This window comes from Imperialibacter sp., from assembly GCF_040222815.1.
Lineage (GTDB): Bacteria > Bacteroidota > Bacteroidia > Cytophagales > Cyclobacteriaceae > Imperialibacter.
Genome location: NZ_JAVKCH010000042.1, coordinates 61,913 through 76,599, shown reverse-complemented (window position 1 = coordinate 76,599; position 14,687 = coordinate 61,913). Strand labels below are relative to the sequence as shown.

Below are 14,687 nucleotides of genomic sequence, written 5' to 3'. Positions count from 1 at the left end.
GCACACACGACCTTCGAAGCTACACTAACTGAAACAGCTTTGTTGGCAACACAACCTTTGCCATCTTTGTCCGTCTATTTTTCAAACTAAACTGTAAACAATGAGGAATGTACTGGCAATAGCCCTCCTATTTTTAGCTGGCCACCTACAGGCGCAAACCAAGCCCAAAGTCGGTGACCTGGCCCCCGGCTTTCAACAAGTAGCCGCCGATGGCAGCATGCTGGAGCTTTCCGGCATCAAAAGCGACCTGATCCTGCTCGACTTCTGGGCGGGCTGGTGCAAGCCTTGCCTGCACACTATCGAAACCATCCTCAATCCCATGTACAGCAAGTACAGCCGTGAACAGCTTCAGATTGTGGGCGTGAGCTACGACAAGTCGGCCGACAAATGGGAAAAGTCGATGGAGAAATTCAACGTGCCCTGGCTGCATGTGTACGACGCTGACGACTACGACCTTTACAAGAAATATGCGATTGAGGTGCTGCCCACCTACTACCTCATCGACAGCAAGGGGAAAATTGTAGCGGCTAACGTGCTTTCAGCCGACCTGGCCAAGACGGTAGACGACTATTTTGCAAAGAAGAAGTGATGCTCCTGGTTCAAGCGTCCCGCTTGGACCGTTAAAATTTAAGCATCCCGCTTGGATCCTTAAGATTTCAAATAGCTGACTACGTGCCCGTACTTCTACCTGGTGGCGACCTCCTCCTGTTCCACAATTAATTCTTTGTACCATTTGCCCCACTTCTCATTTTTAACAACCAGCGTAAAATACCCGTAGGGAAAGTCAATGCACTTGAAGCCTTTGCAATATTTGGCATTGATCCTTAACTCATTCGTTCCAGTCGAAAGGTGAAGTTCTTTGAAGGGAAGAGAGTAGCTCACCTCATAAGTTGTGCCTGCGTACACCGGCTCGATGTATTCCTTCACAAAAAAGACATCTCCTGCATCGTCGCCAAAAATCTGGTTTTGGTCCCTGAGCTTTTCGTATTTGCCGTTTTTCTTTCGCTCCACCCATATCAAAAGGTCGCCGCCGTAAAGTCCTTCGGCCTGAAAGGCAAAATCCACCGTGGAACCTTTCCCGATATTACCAACATGGGAACCCTCACGGTTGGGTTCAAAAACGCTGACAATCTCACTTTGAATGGTTAGTTCGGGTGTGCCTGCGGACTCGCTTTTATCAGCAGTTGAGTTTTCCTTGCTTCGGGCGTTCAGCCAGCCCCGGGAAACGGCCTCCAGTCTCGCCGCTTTGGGCGGGTATTTGTCGCTGATATAATTTCGTACGAATGCTTCCATCGCCTCCTCAGCTTCCTGAACGGACGCTCCCATTTTATGCAAAACAAACCCGGCGAATGCATCGGCTTCCAGTTCAATGGCGTGGAAGCTTCCTGTGCCCAACAGGGTGTGCCCGTTGAGGTGATGCCCCATTTCATGGGCAACAGCCATCACTTTTGACCAATCGGTTTTGTTGGTTGAAGTAATATTACGGAGCCAGCTTTGGTTGTAAAAAATATACCGATCAGAGCCTGCCAGCACAGCTTCTGCCCGGTCAACGTCTGCTGCTTTGATGGTAAAGTTTGGTGTGAGTCCGGCAGTGCCTGCTATCCATGCCAGCGCTTCTTCCGATTCTTCAGCGCTGTCAAACACCCTGACCTCCTCTCTGTTAGAAGAACCTGTACTGAAGCGAGTATCTATTGTAATTCTCTTTTGTGCTAACGAGTTGCCCGCAAGAAAAAGAGACAACAGAGCCACAACAGCAAATATGCAGTGACAGGTGGATGGTTGGTTGAGTCGCCCGATCATAAAGCCTTACTATAATATCCAAGGTACAGGTACAACTCATCAGTCAGGCTCATTTCACTTCTACACAGGGCCAAGCTACAAGATTTTTGATTGTATTAAAAGTCGGGAGCTACCTCTATACCAGCGATTAATAACACCCTTCCTGGTTCAAGCGTCTCGCTTTGCTCTAGCATCTTCCGTCTGTTGTAGTGGCGAGACAGACGCTTGCGGGATGTATGGACGGGCGTTTGTGGCTTGGAAAAGGCTTTTCAGCAGTTCAATTAGCCTTATCTCCCTCAAAACACTTTCAGCAGAAAACTGTTGATGTACTCCACTGTCGGTTCGAACCACTGTGTGAAGAGGCAGAACGAATGCGGCGAGTTGTCGAAGGTGTGCACCTCGGTGTAGATATCAAAAGGCTTCAGTGCTGCGATGTAATCTTCCCGGCCGACATGCATCCGCTCCACTGAGCTGTTGATGAACAATGTGGGTGGCGTGGTCTCTCCGGCATAAGTAAGGGCCGATCCCTTTTTCCAAAGGTCGGGGTTTTCATCTTTAGCATAGCCAAACCAGTAGGTGGCCGCTGATGTTGAGCGGCTGTCATCACCCTCGCCCGATTCGGGGTGAATGAAGGCCAGGATGCCGTCGATATCGACGATGGCCTGCACGGCACTGGAATGATTGGCGTTGCCATCGCTTCCTTCAAACTCAGGTTTTCCGTTGGTGTTGCCCAGCAGCGCCGAAAGCTGCCCACCGGCTGAGAAACCCAGGCTGGCGATCCGGGTAGTATCGACACCAAACTGGTCAGCATTGGCCCTGATCCAGCGAACTGCCGCCTTCAGGTCGTGGACTGCGGCTGGGTACAAAGCCTCGGTGGACAAACGATATTCGGGCGTGAAGGTCACGTAGCCCAACTCTGCCAGCCGCTGCGCCAGCGGAATATGCTGCGACCGGTTGCCAGTTCGCCAGCCACCACCGTGAATAATGAGAACGGCCGGACGAGGCTTTTTCGAAGGCTTTTTTGGGTAAAAGGCATCCAGCAGCAGTTCACGCTTGCCGGTGTTAGCGTAGGGTATGTTTCTTTGTTCCCTGATCCTTTTCGAAGAGAGTTCCCTTACCAGTACGATATCAGGGTGTGTTTGGCGGGTGCTTTGCAGCGCATTGTAGTTGCTGTAGGAGGTGTCTTTCTGGTTGGTAATGCCTTTCAAGGACTGAGCATTGGCAGAGAGGGCAAGCAGCACCAGGCCGGTAAGAAAGCAGGTTTTCATGGGTAGAGGTTTTGATAAAGGTAGCATAGGGCTTTTACAATAGCTGAGGTATTGCAGTATCAAACTTTATAGTCGGCGATAGCTGTCCACAGCTTGTTAAAATCCGTCTTTTATTTTTCTTGCCAGCGCCTTCGCTTCCTCAGTAATTTCCTTTGGAAATGCGTTGATTTCCAATATTCGTATAGCATTGGTGTCTTGAGATCTTCCGGTTTTCAACTTAAAATCGAACTTGAGCAAATCTCCATCAACAGACTCTGCAAAATGGTAGTAGCTATATTCCGAGGTCAGGTACTCGGTAAGCTCCAGATCGTGTGTAGAACCAATGACCCAATTATGCTCATCATTCAGATAGGACAACACTGCTTTACCAGAAGCAATTCTTTCTATCGTATTTGTACCCTTGAAGAGCTCATCAAGCAAGAAAAGATGCTGGTGTCCTTCCCCCTTCTCAAGGATCATTTTCTTTATCGCCTTTACCTCCTCATAGTAGTAACTGGTATCATCGAGAAGGTTATCAGATATCTTTATGGCCGAATGCACTTTCAATTGAGGTATAATGAATTCCTTCGCACATGCGGTATTAATGGTTTGTGAAAGAATTGAGTTGATGCCAACTGTCCGAATGAAAGTTGTTTTTCCTGACATATTTGAGCCTGAAACAAGCACTGATTTACCCTCAGAAAGGTCCAGATCATTGGCCACGGGATTGTTGATGAGCGGGTGAAAGACCTCCTTCATAGCAAACTGGCTTCCATTGGGTGAAATTTTCGGGAGGGTATAATACGGCAACCCTTCTCTAAACGATGCTATTGAAACCGCCACATCAATTTGAGCGACTGCATTGAACAAGATACCTATTTCATCCCTGCAGGATTCAAGCTTGTCTATTATCTTGAAGACGACCAATGGTTCTACCAGAAAAGTAGCCTTAATAAGCTCAAAAATATAATAGGCTACCTGGCGGAAAATATCTTCCTCTGACTCTTCTAGTTTTAAAAAGAAAGTGAGCCTTGATACCTTATCAATTTTGGCCACCGCAGCCCTGATTTGCTCAGTATTATCCGTAATGACACCAGATTGCAGCAATTTATTCACCACGCTTTTAAGAATGACCAGTTGCGGAATGGAATTCGAATAGATGAAAACATTCTTCTTATTCCAGTAATGGATGATGAAGTTACCAGCACCCACCAAAATAAAAACAACGAGTAAGACAGGTAAAAACTTAGCGAGAATGAGACTTAAACAGCTCAACGCAGATAAAACAATCAGCGACCAAAACCACTTTGGTTTCGAAATATGCTTTTGATAGATAAGGCCTTGTAAAAAATAGGCGCCGGCACTGTTCAGTCTACTCATTTCAACAACTGCGGATTCTTTCAGCTGAGGGCTATCATCAAGGTATTTAATAATCCTTTCTATGTTTTGAGAATTAGCATCGTTCTTTGGTATCATTCGAAGGGTAGCATAAAGATATTGCTGACCAATCTTTGAGCATGTTCTGTCCATGAACATAAACAGCTCTTCCATATCCAAATCCCGCATGGTGCGATAGGGAATGACTTGGTGAGCGTCCGACTTATCCGAGTTAATGAAGAAAAGAGCAATTCTCTCAAAGAAAAAATCAGCCTTCTTAGGCCTTTTGTAGTTTAATAGAATCTCTTTTTTATCTCTCTTGCTAAATCCCATTGCGCAGTACGCTAACTAATTAAAGCACTTAAGTTATCCAATTTTATAGAATTCACGTGGTTAGTAATCAGCTCCTCTGGTTCAGCGTCCCGCTTGGACCTCCGAAGTTTAAGCGTCTCGCTTTCCATTCTAAAGACTTCCGGGCATTAAAGCATCGAATATATCAGGAAGTAAAATCGACTTTGGCGAAGCTCGACTCATATCCAAATCTCTTTTTCTCCCAGGCTTTCCGAACCAGAATTCTACTTTTTGCGTATCTTTCACAGAGCATCTAAAAACAAACCAACTATGAAAAAACTAGCCCTACTCCTTCTGCTTAGTTCCTTTACTTTCAAAGCAGAGCTGCCAGAGCTTAATGCTAAAATTATCACCTACCTCGACTCTGTGATGGGCAAAAAGGTAGACAGAGGCGAGTGCTGGGATCTGGCCGCAGGTGCGCTGGCCTACTCCGGTGCCTATTTCGACCGCAGCAGCATGAAAACAGTGACCATCTACGGTCGTGAGTTGAACTACAAAAAAGAGGAAGTGCTACCAGGTGACCTGATCCAGTTTGAGAATGTGGAGCTGGCCTGGAAAGACGGCAATACTACCTACAAAGAGACCATGGGCCAGCATACTGCTGTTGTGTACAAAGTGAATGGAAGCTTGAACTACGAAATTGCTCACCAGAACACTGGCCAGTGGGGCAAAAAGGTGGGCGTAAGCAACCTGAACCTTAACAACCTGGCCAAAGGCAAACTGTGGATTTACAGGCCTATTAAGGAGAAGGGCTGAAAAGACACCGAAGGCTGCCTTTTTTAATTCCCGCTCAAATAGTCCACCGCCAAACTGCTGAGTGCCCTCACCCCCAGCTGTAAAGAAGATTCGTCTACATAATAAGTGGGCGAATGCTGGGACTCTATTTCCTTGCCCGGTGTGCGTACGCCCAGATAAAAGTACAGCCCTTTGGCGTTTTGGGTGAGGTAGGGAAAATCCTCTGCACCCATTTCGACCGACGGAGTGATCAGGTTTCCTTCGCCCGTTACCCTTATCAGCGTTGGCGTCATTCGTGTCAGTAGTTCAGGGTCGTTGAAAGTCACAGGGCTGCTGCCTGAAATGATTACCTCAGCAGTGGCCCCTGAAGCTTCTGCAATGTTTTGTGCCGTTTGACGGATCCGTCGGTGGAAGTCTTCCCGAATGTCAGCATCAAATGTGCGGATAGTGCCCAGCATGCGCACTTCGTTGGGAATGATATTGCCTCTCACTCCGCCTTGAATGCTTCCAATGGTCACAAGCGACAAGGCCCTGGTCATGTCCAGCTGACGGCTGGGTATCACCTGCAAGCCAATCACAATCTGCGAGGCAACAACGATGGGGTCGTTGCCCAGCCACGGAAACGCACCATGCGACTGCTTACCTTTTACGATGATCTCTAATTGATCAGCCCCGGCACACATGCCATAGGGGCGAACGGCCAGGGTGCCAGCATCAAACCGCCCATCGGTATGGAGCGCAAAGACCGCTTCCGGCTGTAGGTCTTTAAAAATACCTTCCTGCACCATCAGCTCAGCGCCGCCCTCCTCTCCTGCCGGAGGCCCTTCCTCTGCTGGTTGAAAGATGAAGAGTATGGTGCCTTTCAGCTGCTGGCGCATGCCGGCCAGCACTTCGGCAGCACCCATGAGGCAGGCAACATGAGCGTCGTGTCCGCAGGCATGCATCACGCCCACCTCCTGGTCGTTGTAGGTCGTTCGTACTTTGGAAGCAAACGGCAAGTCTACCTCCTCCACTACAGGCAAAGCATCCATATCGGCCCTGATGGCTATGACCGGCCCGGGCAACCCACCTTTCAGCATACCCACCACGCCTGTGTGGGCTATGCCGGTTGTTACTTCGATGTCGAGCCTTTCCAGGTGTTTGGCCACAAGCATCGCAGTGCGAAATTCCCTGTTGCCGAGCTCAGGATTTTGGTGAATATCCTCATACCACGATATGACCTTGGAGTCAATGCTCGCCGTTTTTTGGTCAATCTCATTTTGGAAGTCCTTCTTTCCCTTCTGCCCAAAGGCACTTAGTGAGACGAGTATCAAAAACAGTAGCGTAATGGCCGGACTTTGCTTGCAGTGCATCTTCTTGGTTTTAAGTGAGCTAAGGGTGTCAAAGTACAACTAAAAGGGAAATTTGCCTAAAGGGCCTACCCTAAGAGCCCTCGCTGTTCTCAATTCAATATTTGCCGGTGTTTTTCGTTATCTTTCACTCAACCTACAACCATGGCCAGACTCCTGATTCTTTGTCTTTTGGTCTTCTCATCTGTTGCAGTGGCGGCTCAACCGAAGCTCTTCCGGGTGATGCTCGCCAAAAAAGCCTTCGACCAAAACGGCAACCGCATCAAAACAAACGCAGCCATCAGCCGCTATCAAACCGTGCTGGTGAAGGAAGGCGGTAGCCTGGAAATGGATGTGGAATCCCGGCTCGACCTGGTACTGGGGCCGAGAACGCATGACCTGGATGTGCTGGAAAGGCAGCATTCTTACCGCTACCGCCACCACGACAGCCTCAAGGTAGTGGTCTTCAACAAGGGCATCGGCAACTGCAAGTTTTCCTATAGGCGAATCGTTGTGCCTGGCGCACCCAATGGCGGCTTCGATGCAAGTCGCATCCAAATTCAGGGCAAGCTCATGACCACTATTGATAAAGACTCGGCTGCCCCGCTGACCATCACATGGGAGAATCCAGACAAGAAATTCAAAGGCAAATACTTTTTGGTGGTTCAGGATGCCTTTAACACCGCCTACCTGGACGTAATTGAAACAGAGGCTACCTCGGTCGTCATCTATCCAACGAGCTACGACGTGCCTTACATGCAGTATTATATCAGGGCGGACGATTGCCGGGGTAGTGTGAATAACGGGATAAAGGTGGAGTGAGTAGCAAACTCAGCGCCCAATCCACCGAGCGGGCAGTAAGGACAATACATAATACAGCCCAAAATTCTGCAAGTGTTTTCAAATAGCCGCTTAAGGAATTGATCGAAACAAAACGATTCCCGGGACAGATTGTGTTTCAATTATTAGCTATCTTCGATAGTTGACACCACCCACTTTTAGTATGAAGCACATCACCAAAGCATTATTACTGCTTTTCGTCGGTTTAATGATCGGCGGAGCAGCCATAGCACAGGAGTCCATGCTCTGCCAGGGCCACTACTGGACAGAAGACGAAGCCAAAGTGAAGATGGAAGATTTTGCCTCCCAATGGATCGACAAAGCTTCCTGGGAAAAGAGAGCGGCACAGATCAGAAAAAATATCATCGAAGGCCTGCAACTCGAAAAAATGCCCGTGCCAAAGGATGGATTCAAAACCATCATTACCAATACACGGGAAATGGATGGCTACATCGTGGAAAACATTGCCATCCAAAGCTTCCCGGGTTTTTATGTGACGGGAAATCTATACCGCCCCCTCGAAAAAGCAGGTAAGCACCCCGCCATCTTAAGTGCACACGGTCACTTCCCCGATGCAAGGTTTTCTGTTCCTGTGCAGCGAAGGTGCGCCGCTCTTGCCAGAATGGGGGCCATTGTGTTTATGTACGATATGGTAGGGTACTCTGAAAGCACTCAGGTAACGCACAAAATGCCCATTGCCATGACCCTGCAAACGTGGAACAGCAAAAGGGTGCTTGACTACCTGCTTTCCCGGCCCGACGTGGATGCGTCCAGGATTGGGATGACTGGGGCATCCGGAGGCGGCACACAAACCTTCATGCTCACCGCCATTGACGATCGGATAAAAGTGGCTGTGCCTGTGGTGCAGGTGTCGGCCCATTTTTTTGGTGGCTGCGTTTGCGAAAGCGGCATGCCGGTTCATAAAACGGCCAGCTTCCAAACCAACAATGTAGAAGTAGCAGCCCTTTGCGCTCCCAGGCCTATGCTCATGGTGTCGGACGGTGCCGACTGGACGAAGAACACACCGATGGTAGAGTTTCCTTACGTGCAAAGTGTGTACAAGGCCTATGGAGTAGAGCACCTGGTCAACAACGTTCATTTTGCAGGGGAAAAGCATGACTACGGGGTTTCGAAAAGGATCGTCGCTTACAATTTCTTTGCTGAACATCTTGGTCTTAACTATGCCAATCTCCCCTATGAGGATGGCTACAATGAGAGTTTTGTAACCATTTTGCCAGCAGATGATCTTAAAGTTTTCACAGATAAAACACCACGCCCTTCTGGCGCCCTGAGGGACGACGAAGCCGTGATGAAATATCTAAAAATCGGACAATAATGAAATACCTAAGCTCCTTTCTTCTGTTAGTTTTGTTTTTCTCCCAACCTTCTTTTAGCCAAAAAATGAACAAAACCTATCTCTTCGTCGGCTGCTATACCGAAAAGGTGCCCGGCACGGGCATGTATGTTTTCGAATTCGACAGCGAAACCGGTTCTTTAAAGGAGATCAGTAAGGTAGAAAATATAGTCAACGCATCGTTTCTCACCCTGGCCCCTGATGGCCAGTTTGTGTACGCCTGCACGGAAACCCAGCTTGAAACACCCGGCAACGTTTCAGCCTATCGCTTCAACGCCGCCAGCGGGCAGCTTTCATTTCTCAACAAACAATCAGTTGACGGGCGAAACCCTGCCTATGCCATGGTGCACCCCGCTGGCCAATTTGTGGCCAGCGCCAACTACACAGATGGAGGCGTTTCCATCTTCGAGCGCAACAACGATGGCAGCCTGAAGCCGGCGGCTCAACATTTCGACATTGAAGGAAAAAGTGTTATTCCCGGCAGGCAGGACGAAGCACATACGCATGCAGCTGTTTTTGACCCCACTGGCAACTTTTTGTTTGTACCCGATCTGGGGTCTGATAAGATCCTCGCCTACGCATTTGAAAAAAACAGCGGAAAGCCTGCTACTTTCAGCAGCGAACTCACAGTGACCACAACGCCAGGCAGCGGCCCTCGTCACCTCGAGTTTCACCCAACTGGAAAGTTTGCTTACTGCGTAGAAGAACTGAGCGGCACGGTTTCAAGCTACACTTATAGCAAAGGAAAGTTGACCGCCATCGGCAGAGAATCCACCTACTCAAAGAAGCTTGAGAGCTACGGTGGGGCTGACCTGCATACTTCGCCGGACGGCAAGTTTCTTTACGTGTCGAACAGGGTAAGCGAAGAAAACACCATTGCTATTTTTTCCATTGACCAAAAGAGCGGCAAGCTCACACTGATCGGTCATTCATCGACGCATGGCGACCACCCCCGCAGTTTCGTGATTGATCCTTCGGGCAACTTTTTACTTGTCGCTAATCAGTTTGGCAACAATATCGTTGTGTTCAAAAGGGACAAGAAAACCGGGCTGCTGACCAAAACAGCCACTGAGGTCAAGGTAAAGCTGCCTGCCAGTTTGAAAATGAGGACTTACTAGCCGGCGAACACAACAAGGTCATCTGATGGCAATAGGCCTCCCGGGTGAGCCGGTGGCGCCTTTGAACCGGATAGGCGTAAATACAAACAAAAACTCGTAGGCTTTGTCGGCCTGCAAAGTTTCAAACGTCATCCATTCCAGGTTAAAAATGCCATTTTTCATGGTAAGCTCCGAGTGAGCTATCAGTTCATCGCCATCCATGATGCCGTCCGATCCTACCATGCAGGGCTTTTTGGTAATGATCCATTCCACCGCATCACGACCTACAAACGGACGTTTTCCCTTCATGGCGTAACCGGAAGCCCAATGCTTTGACCACCCGAAATTGAAGAAAAGAGCATCCCCCGGAGTAATCGATGCTTCCGAAATTCCCTGTCTTTTCAATGCTGCCTTTACGTCAGCCAGCGACACCTCATAGCCTTCCGCTAGTGTGGGAACTCCTTTCAGTCCGGCAATGTCGACAAGCACGCCACGGGTCACAATCGGTTTTACGTTTTCAACGCCCAGCTTCTGCAACCCAAATGGGTTTTTCATATCAGCTGTGCTATAGCCGTTGTAGAAAACCTCTGTGGTGGTGCCGTCAGCCATTTTCACCTGCTGGCCTACATGACCTGGGCCGTCAAACTGCGTGCCTACCTGACCCAGGGACCCGGCAATATACTCGTCGTTGAACACCTGCCCGTTTCTCCCCTCGGGCCCATACGTCGGAAATGAAGGAATAAGCAGATTGTAACTACGATTATCAGGAATGCTCATCTCGTTTTCATACGGCTGCCCCAGCTCATACACCTTTCCTGTCTTCACCATCGTCATTGCTTGCAGTACTTTTTCGGGTGTAATCCAGTTGGATCCTCCAGCCTGATCACCTGCTCCCCAAATCGGATGAGGCCACCAGGGCCCTTGTTCCCGGGTCTGGGAAAATGAGGTAAACGATAGGGTGAACAGAAAAGCGGCAGAAAGGAGTTGTCTTGCTTGTAGTTTCATAACTGTAGGGGCTAAATATTTTACCTAATGCTACGAAAAAGGATTAGCTATTTGAAGGATCAATGCACCAAATAGGCAGGGTAAAAGGACGATCTGTATCAAAAATTGCACTTATGAAATGTGGTAACTAGAATTTGATTGAATTCGACTATATTAATGCACCAAACTATTTACCAAGCCTAATGAACAAGCCCCTCAGTATAAGTCTCTTCACACTTGCATTACTCCTGACCCTGGCAGGTTGTGTGGAGCAGGCTAAAGAGTCAAAAAAGCCTAATATCATCTATATACTGGCAGATGACATGGGATATGGAGACGTGACGGCATTTAATGAGCAAAGTAAAATTCCCACACCCCATATTGATAAGCTGGCCGGTGAGGGCATGATGTTCACCGATGCCCATTCCGGCTCTGGTGTTTGCACACCCACGAGGTACGGCATCCTCACTGGCAGGTACAGCTGGAGAACGAAAATGAAGCAGGGCGTGCTGGTTGGCAACTCAAAACCCTTGATACCAAACGACAGAAGCACGGTAGGCTCCATGCTGCAAAAAAATGGGTACTATACCGCCTTTGTTGGTAAGTGGCACCTGGGCTGGGATTGGGGGCTGAAAAACAATCAGGCTGACACGAATGAATGGTCGGTTGACTTTGCCAATATTGACTACTCGAAACCTGTAAAAAACTCCCCGAAAGAACGTGGCTTTGATTATTCATTTGGACACCCCGCCTCTCTCGACATGTCGCCCTATGTGTATGTAGAAAACGGCATGGTGACAGCAGTCCCTGACACCACAACTGTGAATACAGGAGAGTATTCATGGTGGAGGGAAGGCCCTACCGGCTCCGATTTCATTCATGAAGAGGTCACTCCTAATTACTTCAACAAAGCCATGGAATTGATCGAAGACCGTGCGCTTTCAGACCAACCGTTTTTCTTGTACCTGGCTTTGCCGTCGCCACACACACCCATATTACCCACAAAAGAATGGCAGGAAAAAAGCGGTTTAAACCCGTATGGCGACTTTGTAATGATGATCGACGACCATGTAGGCAAGTTGCTGCAAACCATAAAAACGGCGGGTATTGAGGGAAATACGCTGGTGGTCTTTACCAGCGACAATGGTTTTGCTCCTTACGCCAACGCTGAGTTGCTCGAGTCAAAAGGGCATTATCCAAGCGGGCCTTTTCGTGGCTACAAAGCCGATATCTTTGAAGGGGGTCACCGCATTCCTTTTATTGCCAAATGGCCGGGAGTTATAGAGCCTGGCAGCGTTTCCAGCCAAACCATCTGCCTGACAGACCTGATGGCTACCTGTGCCGATATCGCAGGGCACAAGCTGGCGCCAAATGAAGGAGAAGACAGCTACAGCCTGCTGCCAATTTTCCAGCAGAAAATGACATGGGAGCCACTTAGGGAAGCTACTGTGCACCATTCAGTAAACGGAAGCTTCGCTATTCGTCGGGGCCCGTGGAAGCTTATCTTATGCCCGGACTCCGGTGGATGGAGTGATCCAAAACCGCAAGATTCGGTGGCAATGGCCGGACTTCCGGCCATACAACTCTATAACTTAGCCAATGACCCGGGAGAAAAGCGTAATCTGGAAGCAGATCAGCCCGGAAAGGTAGCTGAGTTAAAGGCTTTGCTCGCAAAGTATATTCAAAATGGCAGAAGCACGGCCGGGGAAACTCAGGAAAACGATTCATACGAAGGGGAATGGGTACAAGTAAATTTTATAAAACAGCCTTAACACAAGGATATGCCATACTACATCGACATCGTCCACAAAAGTGAATACGCCAACATAGTTGCGCTGTGGGAGGCTTCCGTAAGGGTAAGCCATACATTTTTGACCGAAGAAGATATCCAGTTTTTCAAACCACTGATACTAAATAGCTACCTTGACCAGGTCAAACTTTTTTGCGCCCGCAACGAAGACAATAAAATCGTAGGCTTTCTGGGGGTCGCCAAAGGAAAAATAGAAATGATGTTTGTCCACCCACATTACATGAACCGTGGCATTGGACGAAGGCTAATCAGGTATTCGATTGACAAATTGGATGCAACCAGGGTGGATGTAAACGAACAGAACCCCAAAGCCCAAAGTTTCTACGAATACTTTGGTTTCAAAGCTGTCGGACGCTCAAGACTTGATGGCACCGGAAAGCCCTATCCAATCGTTCATATGGAGCTTTCACGATAGACTGGGCAACTGATCGGCCTGCAACAAACAACACGTCAAAACCCGGCGATCATTTATCATGACGGAACTTGAAAAATATATCCAGTCTTTTTTTGGTGTCACCATCGAAGACGCCGCCAAAATAAGTGAGTGGTTCACGCCGATCACATTGAAAAAGGGAGACTACTACCTCCATGCCGGGCGCTATTCCGACCGAATGGGTTTTGTGCAATCGGGCATTCTCAGAGAATACTTTGACACCGGGGAAAAGGAGGTGACCAAATGGATCTCTACGAAAGGCTATTTCGCTCTGGACCTGGCAAGCTTCCTTTTTGACAAAACAGCCCGCTGGAATATGCAGGCACTGGTTGATACTGAAATGTATGTGATCGACAAGGCAAGGTATCGTGAGCTTGGCAAGCTTATCCCCCGGTGGACTGAGCTTGAAAAACTTTTCATTGCCAAATGTTTTACTTTACTGGAAGATCGGGTGGTTGCACACCTCTCTATGACCGCCGACGAACGCTATCAGCAGCTCTTCCATTTCAACAAAGAGCTTTTCAACCTCGTGCCGCTGCAATACCTGGCCTCTATGCTGGGTATGACACCCGAAACGCTGAGCCGGTTAAGAAAAAAGTCGCTCGCCTGACTTCTTGATATAGATCAAGCGCACGTGTTGGTTTAGCCCTGACCTTTGTCAGGTACTTTAAAACAACAAAGCAATGAAAAGCATCAACGAAAACGCTCCTGTAAAATGTCGCAAAGAAATCATCATCAACTCGTCGGCCGACCAGGTATGGAAGCTTCTCACATCGATCAGCGGCTGGCCTGCCTGGAACCCGGAAGTATCATTTGCAACGATGAACGGATCGCTGGCACCGGGCACATCCTTCGACTGGAAAACTGGCGGCACAAAAATTCATTCGACACTCCACACCGTTAACCGGGAAAGAGAACTCGGCTGGACGGGTAAAGTGATGGGAATCTCCGTCATTCACAACTGGAGGCTGGAAGCTGTAGGTCAGGCCACGAAAGTAAACGTGGAAGAGAGTATGGAAGGATTATTGGCCAGTTTGCTGAGAGGCTCTTTCAATAAAACCCTTGAAAAGGGCATGATGGCCTGGTTGGAAGCAATGAAAAAGGCATGCGAGAAGTAACCGTGCGGTTCTTTCATTTCCTGTGTATAAAATTTACTTTTTAGCAGCCAGATCGGTCGCTCGGCGAACCGCCGCCGAAGCGGGAATAGCCCGTACCATTACGGAATAGATCTTAGTCTGCTGACAGGTTATTCATCGTTCCACGCCGGTCCGTTGGGTAAGGTATTCCTTATGGCTATTTCATTTGTTACCCGCTAACCAGCTATCAATTCCTCGTAGGTTGTGTTCAAATTT

General features: G+C 48.5%; 14 protein-coding genes. 9 read left to right on the top strand and 5 right to left on the bottom strand.

What is annotated here, in order from left to right:
• The first annotated feature begins 100 nt into the window (after positions 1-100).
• Positions 101-589: a TlpA family protein disulfide reductase gene (locus RIF36_RS22535; protein WP_350118900.1), complete on the top strand. Its 489-nt coding sequence runs from the start codon at positions 101-103 to the stop codon at positions 587-589.
• A 95-nt stretch (positions 590-684) separates the two neighbouring features.
• On the opposite strand, the gene RIF36_RS22530 is transcribed toward RIF36_RS22535, so the two are convergent.
• The 3 genes from RIF36_RS22530 to RIF36_RS22520 all read right to left on the bottom strand — a co-directional run bounded on the left by RIF36_RS22530 (position 685) and on the right by RIF36_RS22520 (position 4,736).
• Complete coding sequence (locus RIF36_RS22530; RefSeq protein WP_350118897.1) at positions 685-1,800, bottom strand: M48 family metalloprotease; 1,116 nt, start codon at positions 1,798-1,800, stop codon at positions 685-687.
• A 275-nt stretch (positions 1,801-2,075) separates the two neighbouring features.
• Positions 2,076-3,047: an alpha/beta hydrolase fold domain-containing protein gene (locus RIF36_RS22525; RefSeq protein ID WP_350118894.1), complete on the bottom strand. Its 972-nt coding sequence runs from the start codon at positions 3,045-3,047 to the stop codon at positions 2,076-2,078.
• Positions 3,048-3,143: 96 nt separating this feature from the next.
• Positions 3,144-4,736 (bottom strand): MutS-related protein, encoded by a 1,593-nt coding sequence (locus RIF36_RS22520; protein ID WP_350118891.1) that lies wholly within the window; start codon positions 4,734-4,736, stop codon positions 3,144-3,146.
• A gap of 288 nt (positions 4,737-5,024) precedes the next feature.
• Here RIF36_RS22520 and RIF36_RS22515 point away from each other — a divergent pair, with 288 nt between their 5' ends.
• Positions 5,025-5,510 (top strand): hypothetical protein, encoded by a 486-nt coding sequence (locus tag RIF36_RS22515; protein ID WP_350085713.1) that lies wholly within the window; start codon positions 5,025-5,027, stop codon positions 5,508-5,510.
• 23 nt (positions 5,511-5,533) lie between these two features.
• Here the strand turns inward: RIF36_RS22515 and RIF36_RS22510 are convergent, their stop codons facing one another.
• Positions 5,534-6,841 (bottom strand): amidohydrolase, encoded by a 1,308-nt coding sequence (locus RIF36_RS22510; protein ID WP_350118888.1) that lies wholly within the window; start codon positions 6,839-6,841, stop codon positions 5,534-5,536.
• A gap of 141 nt (positions 6,842-6,982) precedes the next feature.
• Here RIF36_RS22510 and RIF36_RS22505 point away from each other — a divergent pair, with 141 nt between their 5' ends.
• The 3 genes from RIF36_RS22505 to RIF36_RS22495 all read left to right on the top strand — a co-directional run bounded on the left by RIF36_RS22505 (position 6,983) and on the right by RIF36_RS22495 (position 10,129).
• On the top strand, positions 6,983-7,639 hold the full coding sequence (locus RIF36_RS22505) for a hypothetical protein (protein WP_350118886.1): 657 nt from the start codon (positions 6,983-6,985) through the stop codon (positions 7,637-7,639).
• Between the two features lie 181 nt (positions 7,640-7,820).
• Positions 7,821-8,993 carry an alpha/beta hydrolase family protein gene (locus RIF36_RS22500; protein ID WP_350118883.1) on the top strand — a complete coding sequence of 391 codons (1,173 nt, stop codon included), beginning with the start codon at positions 7,821-7,823 and terminating at the stop codon, positions 8,991-8,993.
• A 65-nt stretch (positions 8,994-9,058) separates the two neighbouring features.
• The gene (locus tag RIF36_RS22495; RefSeq protein ID WP_350118880.1) at positions 9,059-10,129 is read left to right on the top strand and encodes a lactonase family protein; all 1,071 of its coding nucleotides are present in this window, start codon (positions 9,059-9,061) and stop codon (positions 10,127-10,129) included.
• 18 nt (positions 10,130-10,147) lie between these two features.
• Here RIF36_RS22495 and RIF36_RS22490 read toward each other — a convergent pair whose 3' ends face one another.
• On the bottom strand, positions 10,148-11,113 hold the full coding sequence (locus tag RIF36_RS22490) for a cyclase family protein (RefSeq protein WP_350118877.1): 966 nt from the start codon (positions 11,111-11,113) through the stop codon (positions 10,148-10,150).
• A 182-nt stretch (positions 11,114-11,295) separates the two neighbouring features.
• Here RIF36_RS22490 and RIF36_RS22485 point away from each other — a divergent pair, with 182 nt between their 5' ends.
• The 4 genes from RIF36_RS22485 (at position 11,296) to RIF36_RS22470 (ending at position 14,453) form a co-directional block, all read left to right on the top strand.
• A complete protein-coding gene (locus RIF36_RS22485) occupies positions 11,296-12,864 on the top strand; it encodes a sulfatase family protein (RefSeq protein WP_350118874.1) in 1,569 nt (522 codons plus the stop codon).
• 9 nt (positions 12,865-12,873) lie between these two features.
• Positions 12,874-13,317, top strand: a complete 444-nt coding sequence (locus tag RIF36_RS22480) for a GNAT family N-acetyltransferase (protein ID WP_350118872.1) — start codon at positions 12,874-12,876, stop codon at positions 13,315-13,317.
• 58 nt (positions 13,318-13,375) lie between these two features.
• Entirely contained in the window at positions 13,376-13,945 is a 570-nt protein-coding gene (locus RIF36_RS22475) for a Crp/Fnr family transcriptional regulator (protein WP_350118869.1), read from the top strand.
• 73 nt (positions 13,946-14,018) lie between these two features.
• Complete coding sequence (locus tag RIF36_RS22470) at positions 14,019-14,453, top strand: SRPBCC family protein (RefSeq protein WP_350118868.1); 435 nt, start codon at positions 14,019-14,021, stop codon at positions 14,451-14,453.
• The last annotated feature ends 234 nt before the right edge of the window (positions 14,454-14,687 follow it).